Below are 19395 nucleotides of genomic sequence, written 5' to 3'. Positions count from 1 at the left end.
CCTCGGTCGACCCGCGGCTGCCGGCGCTGCTGCAGCGTAAGCCAGTGCGCGTGGTGACTGTGGCGGCGGCCAATCGCACGGCGCGGGTCGCCTGGGCGATCATGACCCGCGGCGGCACCTACCGCGCACCGGCGGCCACGGCCGCCTGACAGCACGTAGAGGAGACGTTTCCAGGTTGCGAGGACGATGAGAGTTGATGGCGAACCGGTCAGACCGGGAGCCGGGACACCCCGCCGGCTGTCCAGGGCGTCATAGCCCGCAAAGCAGAGTGGGACCCAGCTCACGGATACCATCAGGGCCAGCGGTCAACATGAACGACTGCATCAACAGGCCGGACACAAGACTGCACTCGACCAACGCGTCAGAAGCTCAATTCGCCACTTGCAATGCGGGAGCCATCCACACAGGACAGCGTATCCCGGCAGGCCCCATGTTCATCCGATCTCACTTGCGGCCCGGTGGCCGCCGGCTCGCCGGGGCGCGGCTCGCGACCGCACTGACGCTGGCCACCGTCACGCTGGCCGCAGTGGCCGTCCGTGCGGAAGAGGTCGTCCTGCGGGTCGGCGACCAGAAGGGTGGGAACCGGTCGCTCCTCGAGATCGCCGGCTACGCGAAGGATCTGCCCTACCGGATCGCGTGGTCGGAATTCCCCGCCGCCGCGCCGATCCTGGAGGCGCTCAACGCCGGCGCCCTCGATGTCGGCTACACCGGCGACCTCTCCTTCCTCACCGTCGCCGCAGCCGGGGCACCGATCAAGGCGATCGGCGGCACCAAGTCCGATCCCCGGACGCAGGCGATCCTCGTCCGCGCGGATTCGCCGATCCGCTCGGCCGCGGATCTGAAGGGCAAGCGGCTCGCCGGCACCCGCGGCGGCTGGGGCCAGTTCCTGATCAGCGCGACGCTGGAGAAGGCCGGGATCGCGCCGTCCGAGGCCACCTTCGCGCCGCTCAACCCGGTCGACGCCAAGGTCGCGCTGATGGCCGGCTCGGTGGATGCCTGGGCGGTGTGGGAGCCCTACGTCGCGTTCGCGACGCTCAAGGACAAGGCCCGGCCGATCGCGGACGGCGCGGGCCTCACGCCGACCATCACCTTCATCGTCGCCTCGGACAGCGCCATCGCCACCAAGCGGGCGGCGCTGCAGGACTTCCTGAGCCGCCTGAACCGGGCGCGGCTCTGGTCGCTGGACCACCTCGACGCCTACGCCCGGAACACGGCCGCGCTGACCAAGATGCCGGAGGACGTCCTGCGCGCGGCCTACACGGCGCAGCGGACGCGCCCGATCGCGCTCGACGAGGGCGTCGTGAAGGAGGTCCAGGACGCTTCGGACCGGGCGACGCGGTACGGTATCCTGTCGAAGACGCTCGACGTCGGCCGGGCCGTGGACCGGAGCTTCGCGGCCGCGGCCTCGAACTGAGGGGCGACAGCCGTCACGCCCTGCGATTTTTGCGGCACTGCGGGAGCTTCGCTGTTTCCGGCACGTTCACCAGGGGCTCCCCGCAGCGGCACGTGGCCGGGCGGGTCGCGTTCCGGAGTGTCCATGTCCGATTCCCGTCGTCCCGCATCGCAGGCCCGCGCGACCCGCTCGCGCATCCAGGAAGGCCAACCCTATCCCCTCGGTGCCACCTGGGACGGGCTCGGGGTCAATTTCGCGCTGTTCTCGGCCCACGCCACCAAGGTCGAGCTCTGCCTGTTCGACGACCAGGGCGAGCAGGAGATCGAGCGCATCGAGCTGCCCGAGTACACGGACGAGATCTGGCACGGCTACCTGCCCGACGCGCGCCCCGGCACGATCTACGGCTACCGCGTCCACGGCCCCTACGAGCCGAAGGCCGGACACCGGTTCAATCCCAACAAGCTGCTGATCGACCCCTACGCCAAGGGGCTCGTCGGCTCGATCACCTGGAACCCGGCCCTGTTCGGCTACCAGATGGAGACCGGCGACGACCTGACCTTCGACGAGCGCGATAGCGCCCCCTACACGCGCCGCTCCCGCGTCATCGACCCGGCCTTCACCTGGGGGCGGCACCGCAAGCCGCTGATCCCCTGGGAGAAGACCATCGTGTACGAGGCCCACGTCAAGGGCATGACCAAGCTCGACCCGCGGGTGCCGGAGAAGCTGCGCGGCACCTATGCCGGCCTCGGCACCCGGGACGTGCTCGACTACATCAAAAGCCTCGGCGTCACCTCGGTTGAGCTGCTGCCGGTCCACGCCTTCGTGCAGGACGACTACCTGCAGCAGAAGGACTTAGTGAATTACTGGGGCTACAACACAATCTCGTTCTTCACCCCCGCACGACGATACGCCGCGGTGCCGGATTTCGCCTTCTCCGAGTTCAAGGAGATGGTCTCGCGCTTCCACGGCGCCGGCCTCGAGGTGATCCTCGACGTGGTCTACAACCACACCGCCGAGGGCAACGAGAAGGGCCCGACCCTGTCGTTCAAGGGCGTCGACAACGCCTCCTACTACCGGCTGCTGCCGAACGAGCCGCGCTACTACATCAACGACACCGGCACCGGGAACACCTTCAATCTGTCGCACCCGCGGGTGCTGCAGCTCGTGACCGATTCGCTGCGCTACTGGGCGCAGGAGATGCAGGTCGACGGGTTCCGCTTCGACCTCGCCACGATCCTCGGCCGCGAGCCCTACGGCTTCGACGAGGGCGGCGGCTTCCTCGACACCTGCCGGCAGGACCCGGTGCTCAACAACGTCAAGCTGATCGCAGAGCCGTGGGATTGCGGCCCGGGCGGCTACCAGGTCGGCGGCTTCCCGCCGGGCTGGGCCGAGTGGAACGACCGGTTCCGCGACGACGTCCGCGCCTACTGGAAAGGCGACGGCGGGCTGCTGCCGGACGTGGCGGCGCGCGTCTCGGGCTCGGCCGACAAGTTCAACAAGCGCGGGCGCAAGCCCTGGGCCTCGGTGAACTTCCTTACCGCCCACGACGGCTTCACCCTGCACGACACGGTCTCGTACAACGACAAGCACAATGAGGCGAACGGCGAGGGCAACCGCGACGGCCACTCGCATAACCTCTCGTACAATTACGGCGTGGAGGGCCCCACGGACGATCCCGAGATCCGGGCGGTGCGCCTGCGCCAGATGCGCAACATGCTTGCGACCCTGTTCCTGTCCCGCGGCACGCCGATGCTGCTCGCCGGCGACGAGTTCGCCCGGACCCAGAAGGGCAACAACAACGCCTACTGCCAGGACAACGAGGTCTCGTGGCTCGACTGGGGGGCGATCGGCGACGAGGAGCGGGATCTCGCCGAGTTCACCCAGCGCCTGATCATCCTGCGCAACGCCCTGCCGATCCTGAGCCGTGGGCGGTTCCTCACCGGCCAGTACGACGAGGAGTTCGGCGTCAAGGATGTGACGTGGCTGCGGCCGGACGGCAGCGAGATGGCCGGCGAGAACTGGTCGGACGGCGAGGCCCGGGCCTTCGCGGTCCAGCTCGACGGGCGCGCCCAGGCCACCGGCCTGCACCGCCGCGGCGGCGACGCGACGCTGCTGATCATGTTCAACGCCTACCACGACCTCGTGACGTTCACGCTGCCGGAATCGGTCGGCGGCGTGGCCTGGACGCGGCTCCTCGACACCAACCTGCCCGACAGCCAGGACGTGGAGAGCTTCAAGTTCGGCTCCGGCTACGACGTGACCGGGCGCTCGCTCCTGATGTTCGTGCTGAAGCCCGAGGACAGCCCCGGCGTCGAGGACAACGCCATGGAGCGCTCTTACCAGCATGTGATGCAGGCCTTCGAGCGGGCGAACGTGGAGCATGTCCGCTTCCACCTCGACGATGCCGAGGGGTGAGAGACGCGGCCGGGCGGTTTTCGCACCGCCCGGCCGTCTGCGCCTTGCGCCGGACGGCGCACCCGGCTAACAGCACGGCACCGCGCGGCCCAGGCCGCGCCCGGCACGCCGCGTGCGCGCCCGGGTGCCCGGTTCGCGGACGGAGGGGTGGCCGAGTGGTTGAAGGCGCACGCCTGGAAAGTGTGTATACCGGAAACGGTATCGCGGGTTCGAATCCCGCTCCCTCCGCCAACCTCCTATAAATCACTGTCAGTAAACGGTTTTTAGCTCTCACTCCGAACCCGCGTGGTGACCCAGTGTCACCATGGCTGTTTATGAGCGAGGCCAACGGTGCGCCGGGCGGAGTACCTAAAATGTCGCCGCGGGCGCTGGTACGTGCGGCTTAGGGTTTAGCCTGACCTGACCGGTATTTTGGACCGAGCCGATTGAGAGACTACTGCATGGTGGCGGCCATGGGGAGCCGGGAGGCCAGATCTGGGAAGCTGACAGGCGCAGGTGGCCGATAGCCAAGCGACGAATGCGGTCGGACGCGGTTGTAGGTAGATTGCCATCGACCAATCACGATCTGCGCCTCCTTCAGCAAGTAGAAGATCTCTTGGCGTAGGCACTCGTCGCGCAGCCTACCGTTGAAGCTCTCACAGTACACGTTCTCCCACGGCGAGCCGGGTGCGATGTACTGAATCGGTGGCCCCGTCTTGGCGACCCACTGGCGCAGCGCCTTCGAGATCAGCTCGGGGCCGTTATCGCAGCGGATGTGCTCCGGGATGCCGTGCAGGCACATCGCATCGGCCAGCGTCTCGATCACACCTACGCTGTTGATGCGTCGGGCCACCTTCAGCGCCAGGCATGTCCGACTGTGCTCGTCGATCAGCGTCAGGATGCGCAAGCTGCGCCCGTCGTGTGTCTGCGCCTGCACGAAGTCGAAGCTCCACACATGGTTGCGGCGGAGCGGCCGCAGTCGCACGCATGAGCCGTCGGTCAGCCAGAGACGGCTGCGCGGCCGGTGCTCCTGAGGGACCTTCAGCCCCTCGCGAGGCCAGATGCCCTCGTCCTGAGGTTCTCGAAGGATGAACCCGATCCTTGCCCACCGGCCAGCCGTTTGCCTGCAGCAGCGCGGTGAAACGGCGGTATCTGTCGCGCCCGTACCCGGACGCCAGGGCCATGATGGCGCGGGTCAGCGCATCCGCGTCGGCCGGCAGTGTGGGCACGTAGCGTGGTCACGTAGCGTGGGCACGTAGGGCTGCGTGCCCCGGTGCAGGCCGACGATCCGGCAGGCGTGACGTTCGCAAGAGGCCGTACTTCTCCCGGATGCCATCGACCGCCTGCCGGAGCCGCTCGGGGGCTACAAGTTTCCCGAGGCGACGTCCGCCAGTACCTGCTTTTCCAAAGACAGGTCCGCCACGAGCCGCCGTAACCGAGCGTTCTCGCGCTCCAACTGCTTCATTTTCCTGGCTTGGTCGACTTGGAGGCCGCCGTACTCCTTGCGCCAGCGTGAGTCGCTCTGCTCAGAGATCTCCGCCTCCTCGCACGCCAGCGCCAAGCTTTTGCCTTGTGCCGTCTGCACCTCGATCTGGCGCAGCTTCAGCACAACCTGCTCCCCGCTCGTCTTCTGACCTCGCCGCATGCCCGACGCCTTCGGTCCTGGCTGATCTTCTCAATCAGCCCGGTCCAAAGCCAGCCGGTCAGGTCACTGCGCGGGCCGTCGTGCATCTGGTCAGCGCGAAACCTCCCAGCAGGCGGATGAGGCCTACATCGAGACATGCGCCCTCCCAGACGCTCGTCGGCGCGCCGGCATCACAACCGCGCGCGCCGTCCTGGCGGAGACACGGCGGTAACCATTCGGGCGCATGGCCCTCGCAGGAAGCCGCGGAGCCGTCATGACCAGCCACCGACCAACGATGCCCCGCCCGCCGACAGCGTCGCCCCGCATCTTGGAGACGACGATCCTCGCCGCGCGGATCGCCGCACTCGTGGCCTGGGATGCCGGCGCGGCGATGACCCGGGCCGCCGCGGCGCCGGAGTCCCATCCGCCGGTGATCCGGATGCCGCTCGCCGCCTAGAACCGAGCGCGCCCATCGTCCTCCTTGCAGGGCTCGCCGCGGTGGGCCCTTTCTCGTGCGCCCTCGGCTTCGACAGCGCGACAGATTTTCCGACGCGGGATGGATTATCGCGCCTCGGCGCACGTCAACATCCTGACATGCCAAACTTGGAAGAATTCTCAGGTTCGCCGGCTCCGACAACTCTGTGCCCCATCGCGGGCGTGACGAGCCGTGCACGGGCCTCGACTCGCCACCGGACGGCGACCGCCCGCCGAAGATCTGCCATCGCGGCCGGCACGGGCTCCGAGATGATGTGAGGCAGCGCACAATATAATCTACGCTCAGGCTCAGATTTTTTCGCTTGCATCGCGCGTTTTTTCTGCCAGAAACGCGAAGCTTATCTTCTGGATTGGGGTTAATACATGCGTATGCTCGCAATCGGCGCAGTTCTCGCCGTTGTCATGCCTCTCGCCGCGCAGGCCCAGGACGCCGGCGACGCCGCGGCCGGCGAGAAGGCGTTCGCCCCCTGCAAGGCGTGCCACAACTTCCAGAAGAACGGCGTGGGTCCTGACCTGAAGGGCGTCGTCGGCCGCAAGGCGGGCACCTACGAGGGCTACAACTACTCCGCCGCCCTGAAGAACTCCGGCATCACCTGGGATGAGGCCAACCTGCACGAGTGGCTGAAGAACCCGAAGACGAAGGTGCCCGGCAACAAGATGATCTTCCAGGGCATCGCGGACGACAAGAAGATCAACGACCTCATCGCCTATCTGAAGACCCAGTCCTAAGTCGGACAGGTCCCGGACCAAGGATCCGCGCGGTCTCTCGCCGCGCGTCCGCTGCGATCGACCCCGCCCGGCCCGGCCGAGCGGGAATTTTTATCGTTGCTTCAGGAGCAGTCTCCAAAAATAGTCTTGGTTTCCCTTCGCGAGAGCTTCCCATCGCGCAGGATGATGTTACTCTAGGCGCAGTCGCTCGGCGTAACGCACCGGGCGTCCTCAACCTTCAGCCCCGCCGGCACCCGCCGCGCGGGGCTCTTTCGTGGCTCAGCGGCCGCTGCCTGAGGACAGGCTCGACCCGACGCTGCCGGAGAGCTGGCTCGGGGTGCCGAGCACGGTGCCGTTCGGATTGGTGTCCAGGTTGGGATCCTGCGTCGCGAGGCCACCGGGCGAGGGGTTCGTCGACTGGGCCGGCTCGAAGGCCTGACGGCCGCCGGCCAGCGGAACGATCACCCGCTCCGGCCGGATGGTGGTCTCGCAGATCCCCTGGCAGATCGGGACCGTAAGGTCGGTCTCCTGGCAGATCGCCCTCATCTCGCCCCGGACGCACGTGCAGCGGCACAGCGCCGAGGCGGGAGCGGGCAGCGCCAGCAGGGCGGCGGCGAGCATGAACAGGCGCATGATGATCGACCTCATTGCCCGCGATTGGGCGATCGGGGCTCGGCGGACCTCATAGCACGACGCGCCCCGGAGCCCGAACGCGCAGGCGCTCCGGGAGGCCAACCCGCGGGCCGGAAAGGCCCGTCGCTCAGCCGGCCGTGACGCGGCGGTAGCTCGCCGCGAAGGCCTCGGCGGCCTCGCGCGTCAGATCGGTCACCACCAGTCCTGCGGTGTAGACGGTCCACCGCCCGTTCTGGTCTTCCGTGATGCAGATTTCGGCCATCGGGCGCCTCCACTCCACGCCACAACAAAGCCGAGCGAACCTGACGAGTTCCTGAACCGCGCCGGACGATCAGGCCTCCGGCGCGCCGTCCTCCCGGAGGATGCGGACGGGCCGGAAGGCGCGCGCCGACACCGCGGCCTCGACCCAGGCGCGGGTCGCCGCGGCCGCGGGGTGATCGGCGAAGGCGGCCGGGCGCGGCGGCCATTCCGACCCGGACTGGACGACGTAGCCGCGCGTGCCCGCGGCGCAGGGGCCGACGTAGCCGAAGACCTTGCCGGTCCCGTCGACGAGGTCGGTGCAGTGGACCGGCCCCTCGGTCCAGCGGAGATCGGGCATCCTCACCCCCCCATGGTCTCGCCCCGTAAGCGGTCCCGGACCGCGCTCCGCCCGGGCCGAGGCGAGTCGACGCCGGCGCGGACCGCCCCTATACGCGCCCGGCGGCCGGATCGTCATCGGCGCCCTCCGAGCCCGCAGAGGGATCCGGCGTGGCTGACGGGGCGGCAGACGGCTCAGGGGAAGACCCGGCAGACCGCTCGGCGGTGAGCGTGGCGATCGTCGGCCTGGGCTATGTCGGGCTCCCGCTCGCCCTGGCGTTCGGCCGGGGACGGGTCACGATCGGCTACGAGCGCGCTGCCGACAAGGTGGCGGCCTACCGGGCCGGGCACGACCCGGCCGGGGAGATCGACGCGGAGGCGTTCCGGGCCGCCGCGCACCTCGCAATTACCGACGACCCGACCGCGCTGGGCGCGGCGGACGTGATCGTCGTCACGGTCCCGACCCCGGTGGACGCGGCCCAGTGCCCCGATTTCGACCTGCTGATCCGGGCCTCAGACCTCGTCGGCCGGCACATGCGGCCGGGCGCGACCGTGGTGTTCGAGTCCACCGTCTATCCGGGGGCCACCGAAGAGGTCTGCATCCCGGTCCTGGAGCGGGCCTCGGGCCTGCGCTGGAAGACGGATTTCTTCGTCGGCTACTCGCCCGAGCGGATCAACCCGGGCGACCGGGAGCACAGCCTCGCCCGGGTGGTGAAGATCGTCGCCGGCGACACGCCCGAGACCCTGGAGCGGCTCAAGGCCCTCTACGGGTCGATCATTGAGGCGGGACTCCACGCCGCCTCGTCCATCCGGGTGGCCGAGGCCGCCAAGGTCATCGAGAACACCCAGCGCGACCTGAACATCGCGCTCATGAACGAGCTGTCGCTGATCTTCGACAAGCTCGACCTCGATACGCAGGAGGTCCTCGCGGCGGCGGGGACCAAGTGGAACTTCCTGCCGTTCCGCCCCGGGCTGGTCGGCGGCCACTGCATCGGCGTCGACCCCTATTACCTGACCCACAAGGCCGCGATGATCGGCTACCACCCGCAAGTGATCCTGGCCGGGCGGCGGATCAACGACAGCATGGCGGCCCATGTCGCCCGCAGCACGGTGAAGCGGATCGTCCGGCGCGGCGGGACCGGGCGGCCGCGGGTGATCGTCCTCGGCCTGACCTTCAAGGAAAACTGCGCGGACCTGCGCAACTCGAAGGTCGCCGACCTCGTGCGGGAACTCGAGGAATTCGGCTGCGCCGTGTCGGTCCACGATCCCCGCGCCGGCGCGGCGGAGGCCCGGGCCGAGTACGGCATCGACCTCGTCGACTGGGCCGACCTACCCGCCGCCGCGGACGCCGCGGTGATCGCGGTCCCGCACCGCGACTACGCCCGGCTCGGTCCGGAGGCGATCGCCGCCCGGGTGAAGCCCGGCGGCCTGATCGTGGACGTGAAGGCGCTCTTCGATAAAGCACCGTTCGCGCGGTTGGGCTACGAGGTCTGGCGACTGTGACGGCGACCGCGCCGACGCCGGGACAGCGGCGAGACGCCGGGCCATAAAGCGGCAGGAGACGCGGCGAGAGGCGCGGCGAGAACCGCCACACGACCCGCGATCATCGGGACGACGAGGGAACAGGCCATGGACGAGAAGGGGGCCGAGACGGGCCACGAGAACCGGCCACCCGCGCCCAGCGACGCGGCAGCGCTCGCGGAGCGGCACGCCCGCTACCCCGACGCGCAGATCCGCACGATCCTGAACGGCACGCGCACGATCGCGCTGGTGGGCGCTTCGGCGAACTCGGCGCGCCCGAGCTGGATCGTCCTGAAATACCTGCTCGACCGGGGCTACGCGGTGACGCCGGTCAATCCCGGCCTAGCCGGCCAGGATCTGCTCGGGTGCCGGGTGGCCGCCTCCTTGGCCGAGGTCCAGGCCGGGCTGGGCGACCAGCCGATCGACATGGTCGAGATCTTTCGCAACTCCGCAGCCGCCGGGCCGCTGGTCGACGAGGCGCTGGCGCTGACGCCGCCGCCGAAGATGATCTGGATGCAGCTCGGCGTGCGCGACGACGCGGCCGCCGCCCGGGCCGAGGCGCGCGGCCTGACGGTGATCATGAACCGCTGCCCCAAGATCGAGTACGGCCGGCTCTCCGGCGAGATCGGCTGGACCGGCGTGAATTCCCGGATCCTCAGCGCCCGGAAACCGGTGCTGGCGGCCAAGGGCGTCCAGAAGCTGACCATCGCGGAGCGTGGCCGGCGCTCCGACGGATAGCGGTATTCTGATACCTCAACCATCAAACCACTGATCGGAATAGATTTTTCGGGATCGCGCACTTCTCTATTGACCCGGCATCCGGGACGGTCTATGCACCCGGCACCGCCGCCGCGTGTGCTCCACGCGGCGGCTCGTTTTTCGGCACCCCGATGTCCGCGGATCCCGACGCGTCGGGGTCCGGTCCGTCGGAACCCCTGGGATTTGGCTATGAAGACCACCTCGCTGAAGCCCGCCGAGGTCGACAAGAAGTGGATCGTGATCGACGCGGAGGGCCTCGTCGTCGGCCGCCTCGCGTCGATCGTGGCGATGCGCCTGCGCGGCAAGCACAAGGCCGCCTACACGCCCCACGTCGATTGCGGCGACAACGTCATCGTCATCAACGCCGAGAAGGTGAAGTTCACCGGGCGTAAGTACAATCAGAAGAGCTATTTCTACCACACCGGCTATCCGGGCGGCATCAAGGAGCGGACTGCCAAGTTCATCCTCGAGGGCCGGTTCCCCGAGCGCGTGGTGGAGAAGGCCGTGGAGCGCATGCTGCCACGCGGCCCGCTCTTCCGCCAGATCCTCGGCAATCTCCGCGTCTACAAGGGCACCGAGCACCCGCATGAGGCCCAGCAGCCGCAGGCGCTCGACGTCGGCGCCCTCAACCGCAAGAACGTGAGCGCTTGATCATGGCGACCCTGCAGTCCCTCGCCGACCTCAACCGGTCGAACACCGGCGCGGTCGACCCCGCCAACGAGGCCCCCGTCCACGTCCAGAAGCTGGACGCGCAGGGCCGCGCCTATGCCACCGGCAAGCGCAAGGACGCGGTCGCCCGCGTCTGGATCAAGCCCGGCAGCGGCACGGTGACGATCAACAAGCGCCCGGTGGAGACCTACTTCGCCCGCCCGGTGCTGCGCATGATCCTGCGCCAGCCGCTCGAGATCGCCGGCCGCGTCGACCAGTACGACATCACCGTCACGGTGGCGGGCGGCGGCCTCTCCGGCCAGGCCGGCGCGGTGCGCCACGGCCTGTCGAAGGCCCTGACCTACTACGAGCCGGAGCTGCGCGCTCCGCTGAAGCGTGAGGGCTTCCTCACCCGCGACGCCCGCGTGGTCGAGCGCAAGAAGTACGGTCGCAAGAAGGCCCGCCGCAGCTTCCAGTTCTCGAAGCGCTGATACCCGGTCACACCGATGTCACGGAGAGGGCGGTTCCTGCGGGAGCCGCCCTTTCGCGTTTTCAGGCCGCTGCACGGTCGTTGACAGCCTGTCGCACCGCGCGCACCTGATTCCCGGCCGCGGTGCCCGACTCGGGCGGCGAGGCATTTTTCCTAGAGAGCGAGACGAGCGATGTCTGGCGCAGGCGCGACGAAGCCCACCGTGTTCATCGACGGAGAGGCCGGCACGACCGGTCTCGGCATCCGCGAGCGCCTGGAGCGCGACGGGCGGGTTGCCCTGCGCAGCATCGCCCCGGAGCACCGCAAGGATCCGGCGGCCAAGCGCGCGCTCCTCGCCGAGGTCGACCTCGTCGTGCTGTGCCTGCCGGACGAGGCCGCCAAGGAGACCGTGGCTCTGGCCGACAGCCTGCCCGGCGGCGGCCCGCGCGTCCTCGATGCCAGCACCGCCCACCGAGTCGCGGAGGGCTGGACCTACGGCTTCCCGGAGCTGACCCGGGAGCAGGGCGCAGCGGTGGCCCGCGCCCGGCGTGTCGCCAATCCGGGCTGCTACCCGACCGGCGGCGTCGCGCTCCTGCGCCCGCTGGTGGAGGGCGGCCTGATCCCGGCCGACCACCCGATCAGCGTGAACGCGGTCAGCGGCTACAGCGGCGGCGGCAAGAGCATGATCGAGGCCTACGAGCAGGGCACGGCGCCGCCGTTCCAGCTCTACGGCCTCGGCTTCGCCCACAAGCACCTGCCGGAATTGCAGCGCTACAGCGGGCTCACCCGGCGGCCGATCTTTGTGCCGTCGGTGGGCAACTTCCGGCAGGGCATGCTGGTGAGCGTGCCGCTCCACCTTGAGACGCTGCCGGGCCGGCCCACGGCCTCCGACCTCGAGGCGGCCCTGCGCGACTGGTATGCCGGGCAGAGGCTGGTGGAGGTGGTACCGGGCGCCGGAACCGGCGCGCACCGCGAGAAGATCGAGCCGGAGGATCTCAACGACACCGACCGGCTGGAGCTGCGCGTGTTCGGCTCGGCCGAGCACGGGCAAGCGGTGCTGGTGGCGCGCCTCGACAATCTCGGCAAGGGCGCTTCCGGGGCGGCCGTGCAGAATCTCGGGCTGATGCTTGGACTCGACGGCTAGCCGACGGGCACGCCCCATCGCCCTGCGACGGGGTCACGGGACACGCGTCCGCCTCGACAGAGTGGGCTCGGCCGGCGAAGAGAGGGGCGCGGGCCCCGGACCGCTACCTGCGCAGCGCGAGACGCGATGAACGGCGACCTGATCGATGCGGCGTTCGGCCGGCCCTGGCTCGGCGCGGCACCCGCGGCCGGCGAGACCGACCGCCCGGCGGGTCCCCCGAGCTTCCAGGTCGATCTCGGCTTCCGCTGCCCGGTCCGCCGGGTCGAGCTCGCGGCGGCCTGCGCGGCGCCGCCGCGCCTCGCCCTCTCCGACGACGGGCAGGTCTGGCGCGAGCCCGATCTCGACGCGGCCCGGAGCGGGCCCGCGGCCCTGGTGCTCGCCACTGGAGAGGGCGCCTGGGCGCGCCATATCCGCGTCGCCCCGGACGGCGCCGCCGAAGGCGAGCCGCCGGCGGTGCAGGTGCTGTGCGACCGGGCGGATTTCGACCTCATCGCCCTGCGGCGCGTGCTCGACGTGCCCTTCGACATGGCCGACGAGCGGCCCGGCGCGAACGTTTACGTCTCCTACCGCCTCGTCAGCGCCGAGCGGCCGCGCTCCCGCGCCCTGGTCGGGCTCGCGCTCCACGAGTGCGGTGCCTTCGGCAACTGCCTGATCCAGCTGCTGCTCGCCATCGGCATCGCCCGCAACCTGAACCTGAAATACATCAAACTCCCGGCCGCCGACCGGAGCGAGGTGATCGGCCTGACAGGCCCGCTGACCTGCGGCGGCCTCACCTTCATCCCCGGCTCGGAGCCGCTGCCGGAGGCGGGCGCCTTCCTGTCGGGGATGTACTTCGACCTCGGGATCCAGCAGCTCGCCGGCACCCTCGGCCCCGACGAGACCCGGGACATCGTGCGGACCTGCATCCGGCCGCTGTTCAACCGGCTGCCGGTCGAGATCCCCGCCAAGCCCGACGACGAGTTGCTGATCCACATCCGCTCGGGGGACATCTTCAGCACCTGGGTGGCGCCGACCTACCCGCAGCCGCCGCTCGCCTTCTACCAGATGGTGATCCGGCGGCTCCTGGCGGAGGGCCGCATCGCCCGGATCAAGATGGTGTTCGAGAACCGGCTGAACCCGGTGATCCCGGTGCTGGAAGCTTGGATCGCCGAGATCGGCGTGCCGCTGACGACCCAGAGCGGCTCCCTGATCGACGACGTCGCAGCGCTGATGAACGGGCGCTACCTCGTCTTCGGGCTCGGCACGTTCGGGCCGGGGGTCTGCCAGCTCTCCGAGCACGTCGAGCAGGTCTTCTACTTCGCCTCAGGCTGGCCGCAGCATTTCAAGAGCATCCCGACCATCGGGCGGGTCGTGGAGGTGCTGGACGTCGCCGGCGGCTACACGAAGGTCGGCGAGTGGGACAACTCGCCCGAGCGCCGCGCGCTGATGCTCGCGTATCCGGCCGAGAACCTCGCGTTCGATGACGCCTGAGCCCGGCCCCGCCGCGGCCGCCTTGCCGAAGCCGGCAAAACCGGTGACAAGCCCTCAAGCCACCGCCGGAGGACAGACTTGGCCAGCGCTGACCCATCCCCTGAGGCCCTGCAGGTCAACGCCTTCGACATGCACCGGGCCGAGGTGCTGATGCGGCTGCGGCGCCGGCTCCGGCCGCGCCACACCACCCTGGTCAGCTTCGCCGCCAAGTACCACTACGTCGAGAGCCAGCGGCGTCTGGTGGCCTCGGCCGCCGCCACGGGCGATTTCGACACGATCGAGAGCTGGTCCCCCGACCGGCTGCGCGCGACGCCGTTCTACCGGGAGCACCGGGAGATCCTCGACCGGTCCCGGGGCGCCGGCAACTGGGCCTGGAAGCCCTACGTCATCGCCGAGGCGCTGGAGAAGCGCCGCGACGGCGACTTCGTCGTCTTCAGCGACACCGGCATGCAGGCGGTCGGCGACGACCCGCTCCCGCCGGTGGCGCCGCTGCTCACCTGGCTCGACGGCTCGCAGCACCGGGTCGCGGTGGGCGTGCTGCACGGGAAGCCCCAGCGGGCCTGGACCAAGCGCGACTGCTTCGTGCTGATGGACTGCGACGCGGCGCGCTACTGGGACGCCGACCAGATCCAGGCCTCCTGGATCGCCTTCATGGTGAGCCCCGCCACCCGCCGGCTCGTGGCCGAGTGGCTGCGCTACGCAGGCGATCCGCGGGTCGTCACCGACATCCCGAACCAGATGGGGCTGCCGGATCTCGAGGGCTTTATCGACCACCGCTTCGACCAGAGCATTCTGTCAAACCTGATCTACAAGCTCGACTTGGAGATCCCGCCGCTGCGCCAGTCGTCCAAGCAGATCCGGACGCTGATCGACGAGCTGGAGATGGACACGCTCGTGGCGATGCGGCCCTCCGAGAACATCGCGCTGGGCAAGACCTGGACGGCGAGCTCTGCCTCGCCCTGGTCGGGCACGACCGGCACCTACGGCGAGCGCACCACCGGCGACCCGTCGTTCTTCTTCCACACCGGGCTCGACCGGAACCCCTGGTTCGTCCTCGACCTCGGCGCGGTCGAGCGGGTCTCGGAGATCCGGATCTACAACCGCTGGGGGCAGCTCAGCGAGCGGGCGCAGCTGATGCGGGTCTGGCTGGGCGAGACCGAGGGCGACTACCGCCTCGTCTTCGACGCCGTGGACGCCCATTGCCATCCCGGCCTGCCCCTCCACCTGCGGTTCGATAACGCGCGGTTCCGCTACCTCAAGATCGATCTCGACGAGGAGCAGCACCTGCACCTCGACGGGATCGAGATCTTCGCGGCGCGCTGACGCCGTCCCGAATCGCGACGGCATGAGCACGCCGATGCAGGACAAGCCGTTGTTCCCGTTCGGGCCCTTCCTATTCCTGGGCGATTCGGTGACAGCCGGATGGACGGCGCAGAACCCGCCCCTGTTCTCCGGACCGCAGGCCGTGGGCCGCGGCATCGCCGGCCAGTCGGTCCGGGACACGGCGCGCCGGCTCCGCTCGGAGATCGCCCTCTACGGCGCCAAGGGCCTGCACCTACTCTGCGGCCGCGACGACATCCTCGACGGCGCGCGCACGCCCACGCTGGACGGCATCGTGGCCGATATCGCCGCGATGCTGCGGGACACAAGCGACCTGTACGTGCGGACCTGGGTCGGCTCGATCGCGCCGGTCGATCCGACCGCGCCCGGAGCGGCCGGGCGGCCGATTGGGCTGATCGGCGCGGTGAACGCGTGGCTGCGCGACCACGTGCAGGAATACGGGGCCCACTTCATCGACTACGATCCCGTCCTGGCCACGGAGACGGGCGCGCTGCGGCCCGACTACAGCGACGACGGGATCGGCCTCAACGCCGCCGGCCGCGCGGCGCTCGAGGCGGCGACGCTGGCGGTTCTGACGGTTCCGGATCTGGAGCCGATCTGGCCGCCGCCGGAGAGCGAGGACGCCGCGCGCCGGCGCAAATTCCTGCACCATTTCGGCTATCTCGACTCGAACACCCGCTATCCGAGCCCATTCATCCAGTTCGCCGGCAAGCCGGGGGCGAGCCATTACGGCGTCCCGTTCGACGCGGATGGCTTCCTGAACGCCGTCCCGATCGTCGCGCGCAAGCAGGAGGGCGAGACCCGGATCCTGGTCGTCGGCGACTCGACCACGATCGACGGCGGCGACATCGCCAACACCCTGCCGGGCCGCATCGAGCGGATCCTGCGGGCGGACGGCCTCGACGGCGCGAAGGTCTACAATTTTGGGGTGATGTCGAGCTGCATCACGCAGATGATCCACCTGATCTGGTCGCGCCTTGTGACCTACAGCCCCGACGCGATCCTCGTGCTCAGCGGCAGCACCGACCTGTTCCAGCCCTGGACCTACGATCCCCGGCCGGGCCACCCCTACAACGCCTTCATCACCCAGCGGCTCTACGACCACTTCTTCGACACGCACGATCCCCGCGCCCGCGAGGACGGCCTGTCCTACGAGGCGCTGATCACGCTGATCTACGAGGAGCTGAAGCGGCTGCGGGCCGAGGTGGGCTGGCAGAGCCCCGGCTGGGAGGACGCGATCGTCCACAATTACGAACTGGCAGCGCACCGGCTGACCAAGCTGTCCCACGACCACGGGGTGCCAATCGTCAGCGTCCTGCAACCGACGATCCTGCGCAAGCGCCACCTCACCGAGGTGGAGAGCGCCGTCGCCTCGGGGGCGTTCCTGGCCTATCTCGACCGTCAGTACGCCAAGCTGGAGGCATTCACCGCGCAGCTCGCGGCGCGGCGCCCGTACCGGCGCACCTTCACGGCCCTCGACCTCAGCGGCATCTTCCGCGACCGGGAGGAGGGGACGTTCTACGACATCGTCCACTACGACGATCCCGCCCGCGAGATCGTCGCGACCCGCTTGGCCGCCGAGATCCGCGGCGCCCTGGACCGGGCCCGCGCCCGCACGCCGCTGGCCCGGGTGCGCCACCTCCTCGGCGGTCGGCGGCGATAGGGCCGGCCCGAAGGGCGCCGCCCCTCGTGTCGCGACGCCCCGCCCGCGATCAGCCCCGCTCGGCCGCCCGCTTCACCCGGTGGGTGAAGATCACCGAGAGCCAGGGCATGACCTCGTGCTCGACCTCGATGGAGAGCAGCACTTCGAGGTGGAGCGCGTAGGGCAGGGTGAAGCGGAAGCCGCAGCGGGCCTCCTCCATCGTGGTCGGCATGTCGCCCAGCACCGCCGCGATCACGTCCGGCCGGTGGACGTCTGCGGGGATGCGCTGGACCTCGCCGTCGGCCTCCACGATCAGCGTCGCCTTGGCGCGGTTGGCCGAGACGACCCAGCCGGCCAGCACCACCTGCCCGTCCTGGATCTCGGCCCAGACCCGGTCCTGGGGGGCCTCCAGGTTCGCGCGGGCGAAGGAATCCGGCAGCTCGCCGTCGAGCTCGGCCACCGTGCAACCGACCTCGTACTTCTTGAAGCCGCGCCCCTCGCCGAAGATGGCGGCGAACTCCTTCTGGTACTGCGCGATCCGGGCGTTCTTGATGTCCTCCGGCAGGCCCGACCACTGGCCCTTCTCCTGGACCGTGTAGACCGAGAGCAGCTCCCGCAGGAACGCGATCCGGCCCTTGTCGGCGACGTAGAGGTTCATCAGCCAGTCGGCCGCCGAGGCGTTCGCGTAATAGGCTTCCGGCACCCGGCGCAGGGCCTCGGCGCGGTAGAAGCAGCACGAGAAGTTCGCGGTGAGCGGCGAGTTGGCCAGGACCGGGAAGCTGATCGTGCCGGTCGGATAGCGGCCCTGCTCGTCGTGCGGGACGTAGGAGCCGGTCGCCGGGTAGTGGAGCAGCACCCAGTTGAAGCACATGTCCAGCTTGCGATCGTTGCGCAGCATCCGCATCTGCATCGCGATCTTGCGGTCCGACAGCCAGTAATCGTCCGCCTCGCAGAAGGCGATGTACCGGCCCGTGCAGGCGGCGAGGCAGTCCTGCATGTTGCGCAGCATGCCGAGATTGTGCGGCCGGGGCCGCACCGCGATCCGCTCCGGGTCGCGCGCCCGGTAGCGCTCGACGATCTCCGCGGTGCCGTCGGTGGACTTGTCGTCGCCGATCACGACCTGCAGCCGGAACAGCCCGCGCTGGCCCAGCACCGCGTCGAGGCAGCGGCCGATATCGGCGGCGTGGTTGTAGGCCGTGACGATGACGCTGACCGTGAGCTGCTCCATGAGCCACGCGCGCAGGGCGTCGCGGTCGCCGGTGAGCACCTCGGCGGCGTCGAGGCCCATATCGTGCAGGGCCGTCCGGGCGATGTCGGGGTTGGCGTCGATCAGGCGCCCGAGGCTCGGCACGTCCTCCTCGTCGAGATAGGCCTCGGCCAGCCGCCGGAAGATCGACTTCTGCGCGCCCTCGTAGCCCGCCGCGTAGCGGCCGCCGAAATGGCCGCGCAGCTTGCGGAAGAACGCGATCTCGGAGTTGCCGAGCTTCTTGTGGCGGGCGAGTTCAGTGGCGTAGGTCGCCCACATCCCGGCGGCGTGCTTGCGGTAGACCGCCATCACCTCCGGCAGGAAGCCGACGCGCCCGACCTCGGCATGCATCAGATGGACGTACCAGTCGCCGGGGGCGATGCCCTCGTCGAACACGAACGCCTCCTCGCCGTGGTAGCGCCAACGGTAGAGCACGCTGTTGGTCTGGACGAAGTTGTGCGCCACGAGGTCCGACAGCGACGGCTGCGGGCTGCACTGCTTCGGGTACAGCTCGTCGACCCCCGGCATGTCCTCGTAGACGACGCGCACCCGGTGGAAGCAGAGGGTGAATTCCGGGCGCGCCCGCAGGAAGTCGACCTGCCGCTGGAGCTTGCGCGGGTCGGTCCAGTAATCGTCGCCCTCGCAGATCGCCACGAACTCGCCGCGGGCACGGGCCGTGAGGTCGGCGAAGTTCCGGTTCGGCCCGAGATTCTCGCTGCGCAGGACCGCCACGAGGTTGGGGTGGCGCGCGGCGTACTCGGCGATGATCTCGGCGGTCCCGTCCGTGGAGCGGTCGTCGCCGACCAGCAGCTCGAAGGGGAAATCCGTGGCCTGGCCGAGGATGCTCTCCAGCGTCTGCCGGATGAAGGCCGCCTGGTTGTAGCTGATGCACAGGACCGAGACGACCGGCCGGTTCCAGGCTGGCGCGGGCTGGGTCTCGGCGCGCCCCCGGATCCAGGCCGCGAAGGGATTGACGAAGCTGCCGTCGAAGGTCTCGTCCGGCGGCGCGGTGAAGTCGGCCCGGGGCCGGCGCCCGAGCCGGGCGCCGTACTTCACGTAGTGCTCGAGGGGCGACAGGTCGGTCAGGCCGACATCGGGATAGCGCGTCGCGTAGCCGATATGGTCGAACAGGCCGCTGGCGTAGATCGTGGCGAAGTCGTCCTGCCACGGCTCGAGCGCGGGCGGAGCCGCGGTCGAGCCCGGCGCGCTCGCGCCTGCACCGTCCTGCATCGGTCTGATCCCTCGCACGCGCCCCGTCCGGCCGCTCCCTAGATCACGGGACGGGGAGGGTCAACGCGGCCGATAGAGACGATCGCGAAGTCTATCGGCCGT

16 protein-coding genes, 1 tRNA gene and 2 pseudogenes are annotated in these 19395 nt (G+C 69.5%); 14 read left to right on the top strand and 5 right to left on the bottom strand.

The window, feature by feature from the left end; all coding sequences use genetic code 11:
* From BMY19_RS27400 to BMY19_RS27385, 4 genes and pseudogenes are all read left to right on the top strand, one after another.
* Positions 1 to 149 (top strand): annotated as a pseudogene (locus BMY19_RS27400) (IS110 family transposase); the annotation flags it as partial.
* Positions 150 to 430: 281 nt separating this feature from the next.
* A complete protein-coding gene (locus BMY19_RS27395) occupies positions 431 to 1414 on the top strand; it encodes an ABC transporter substrate-binding protein (RefSeq protein ID WP_100253571.1) in 984 nt (327 codons plus the stop codon).
* 123 nt (positions 1415 to 1537) lie between these two features.
* Positions 1538 to 3808, top strand: coding sequence for a glycogen debranching protein GlgX (glgX, locus tag BMY19_RS27390; RefSeq protein WP_100253570.1), 2271 nt, complete (start codon positions 1538 to 1540; stop codon positions 3806 to 3808).
* Positions 3809 to 3949: 141 nt separating this feature from the next.
* Positions 3950 to 4039 (top strand) — tRNA-Ser (locus BMY19_RS27385).
* Between the two features lie 202 nt (positions 4040 to 4241).
* Here the strand turns inward: BMY19_RS27385 and BMY19_RS27380 are convergent.
* Positions 4242 to 5432, bottom strand: a pseudogene (locus BMY19_RS27380) (IS3 family transposase).
* Between the two features lie 253 nt (positions 5433 to 5685).
* Here BMY19_RS27380 and BMY19_RS27375 point away from each other — a divergent pair.
* Together BMY19_RS27375 and BMY19_RS27370 are read left to right on the top strand one after the other, a co-directional pair.
* On the top strand, positions 5686 to 5868 hold the full coding sequence (locus BMY19_RS27375; RefSeq protein WP_100253569.1) for a hypothetical protein: 183 nt from the start codon (positions 5686 to 5688) through the stop codon (positions 5866 to 5868).
* A 401-nt stretch (positions 5869 to 6269) separates the two neighbouring features.
* Positions 6270 to 6635 (top strand): c-type cytochrome, encoded by a 366-nt coding sequence (locus tag BMY19_RS27370; RefSeq protein WP_029360307.1) that lies wholly within the window; start codon positions 6270 to 6272, stop codon positions 6633 to 6635.
* A 258-nt stretch (positions 6636 to 6893) separates the two neighbouring features.
* Here BMY19_RS27370 and BMY19_RS27365 read toward each other — a convergent pair whose 3' ends face one another.
* From BMY19_RS27365 to BMY19_RS27360, 3 genes are all read right to left on the bottom strand, one after another.
* Positions 6894 to 7262, bottom strand: coding sequence for a hypothetical protein (locus tag BMY19_RS27365; protein WP_056529653.1), 369 nt, complete (start codon positions 7260 to 7262; stop codon positions 6894 to 6896).
* 112 nt (positions 7263 to 7374) lie between these two features.
* A complete protein-coding gene (locus BMY19_RS31695; protein ID WP_020096204.1) occupies positions 7375 to 7509 on the bottom strand; it encodes a hypothetical protein in 135 nt (44 codons plus the stop codon).
* Between the two features lie 69 nt (positions 7510 to 7578).
* The gene (locus BMY19_RS27360; protein ID WP_100253568.1) at positions 7579 to 7845 is read right to left on the bottom strand and encodes a hypothetical protein; all 267 of its coding nucleotides are present in this window, start codon (positions 7843 to 7845) and stop codon (positions 7579 to 7581) included.
* Positions 7846 to 8054: 209 nt separating this feature from the next.
* Here BMY19_RS27360 and BMY19_RS27355 point away from each other — a divergent pair, with 209 nt between their 5' ends.
* From BMY19_RS27355 to BMY19_RS27320, 8 genes are all read left to right on the top strand, one after another.
* A complete protein-coding gene (locus BMY19_RS27355) occupies positions 8055 to 9326 on the top strand; it encodes a nucleotide sugar dehydrogenase (protein ID WP_244535037.1) in 1272 nt (423 codons plus the stop codon).
* Positions 9327 to 9452: 126 nt separating this feature from the next.
* The gene (locus BMY19_RS27350; protein WP_100253566.1) at positions 9453 to 10082 is read left to right on the top strand and encodes a CoA-binding protein; all 630 of its coding nucleotides are present in this window, start codon (positions 9453 to 9455) and stop codon (positions 10080 to 10082) included.
* 210 nt (positions 10083 to 10292) lie between these two features.
* Positions 10293 to 10754, top strand: coding sequence for a 50S ribosomal protein L13 (rplM, locus tag BMY19_RS27345; protein ID WP_012318175.1), 462 nt, complete (start codon positions 10293 to 10295; stop codon positions 10752 to 10754).
* Positions 10755 to 10756: 2 nt separating this feature from the next.
* Positions 10757 to 11242 carry a 30S ribosomal protein S9 gene (gene rpsI / locus BMY19_RS27340; RefSeq protein ID WP_042671562.1) on the top strand — a complete coding sequence of 162 codons (486 nt, stop codon included), beginning with the start codon at positions 10757 to 10759 and terminating at the stop codon, positions 11240 to 11242.
* A 171-nt stretch (positions 11243 to 11413) separates the two neighbouring features.
* The gene (argC, locus tag BMY19_RS27335) at positions 11414 to 12364 is read left to right on the top strand and encodes an N-acetyl-gamma-glutamyl-phosphate reductase (protein WP_056529666.1); all 951 of its coding nucleotides are present in this window, start codon (positions 11414 to 11416) and stop codon (positions 12362 to 12364) included.
* Between the two features lie 126 nt (positions 12365 to 12490).
* Entirely contained in the window at positions 12491 to 13834 is a 1344-nt protein-coding gene (locus BMY19_RS27330) for a coagulation factor 5 8 type domain-containing protein (protein WP_100253565.1), read from the top strand.
* Positions 13835 to 13912: 78 nt separating this feature from the next.
* Positions 13913 to 15157 (top strand): hypothetical protein, encoded by a 1245-nt coding sequence (locus BMY19_RS27325; RefSeq protein WP_100253564.1) that lies wholly within the window; start codon positions 13913 to 13915, stop codon positions 15155 to 15157.
* Between the two features lie 22 nt (positions 15158 to 15179).
* Entirely contained in the window at positions 15180 to 16838 is a 1659-nt protein-coding gene (locus BMY19_RS27320; RefSeq protein ID WP_100253563.1) for an SGNH/GDSL hydrolase family protein, read from the top strand.
* A gap of 49 nt (positions 16839 to 16887) precedes the next feature.
* Here the strand turns inward: BMY19_RS27320 and BMY19_RS27315 are convergent, their stop codons facing one another.
* Positions 16888 to 19293 carry a glycosyltransferase family 2 protein gene (locus BMY19_RS27315; protein ID WP_100253562.1) on the bottom strand — a complete coding sequence of 802 codons (2406 nt, stop codon included), beginning with the start codon at positions 19291 to 19293 and terminating at the stop codon, positions 16888 to 16890.
* Between the last annotated feature and the right edge of the window lie 102 nt (positions 19294 to 19395).

The sequence above is a fragment of the Methylobacterium sp. UNC300MFChir4.1 genome (assembly GCF_900110155.1).
GTDB lineage: Bacteria > Pseudomonadota > Alphaproteobacteria > Rhizobiales > Beijerinckiaceae > Methylobacterium.
The sequence above is the reverse complement of the archived record's forward strand: the minus strand, read 5'-3'. Positions and strand labels throughout refer to the sequence as shown.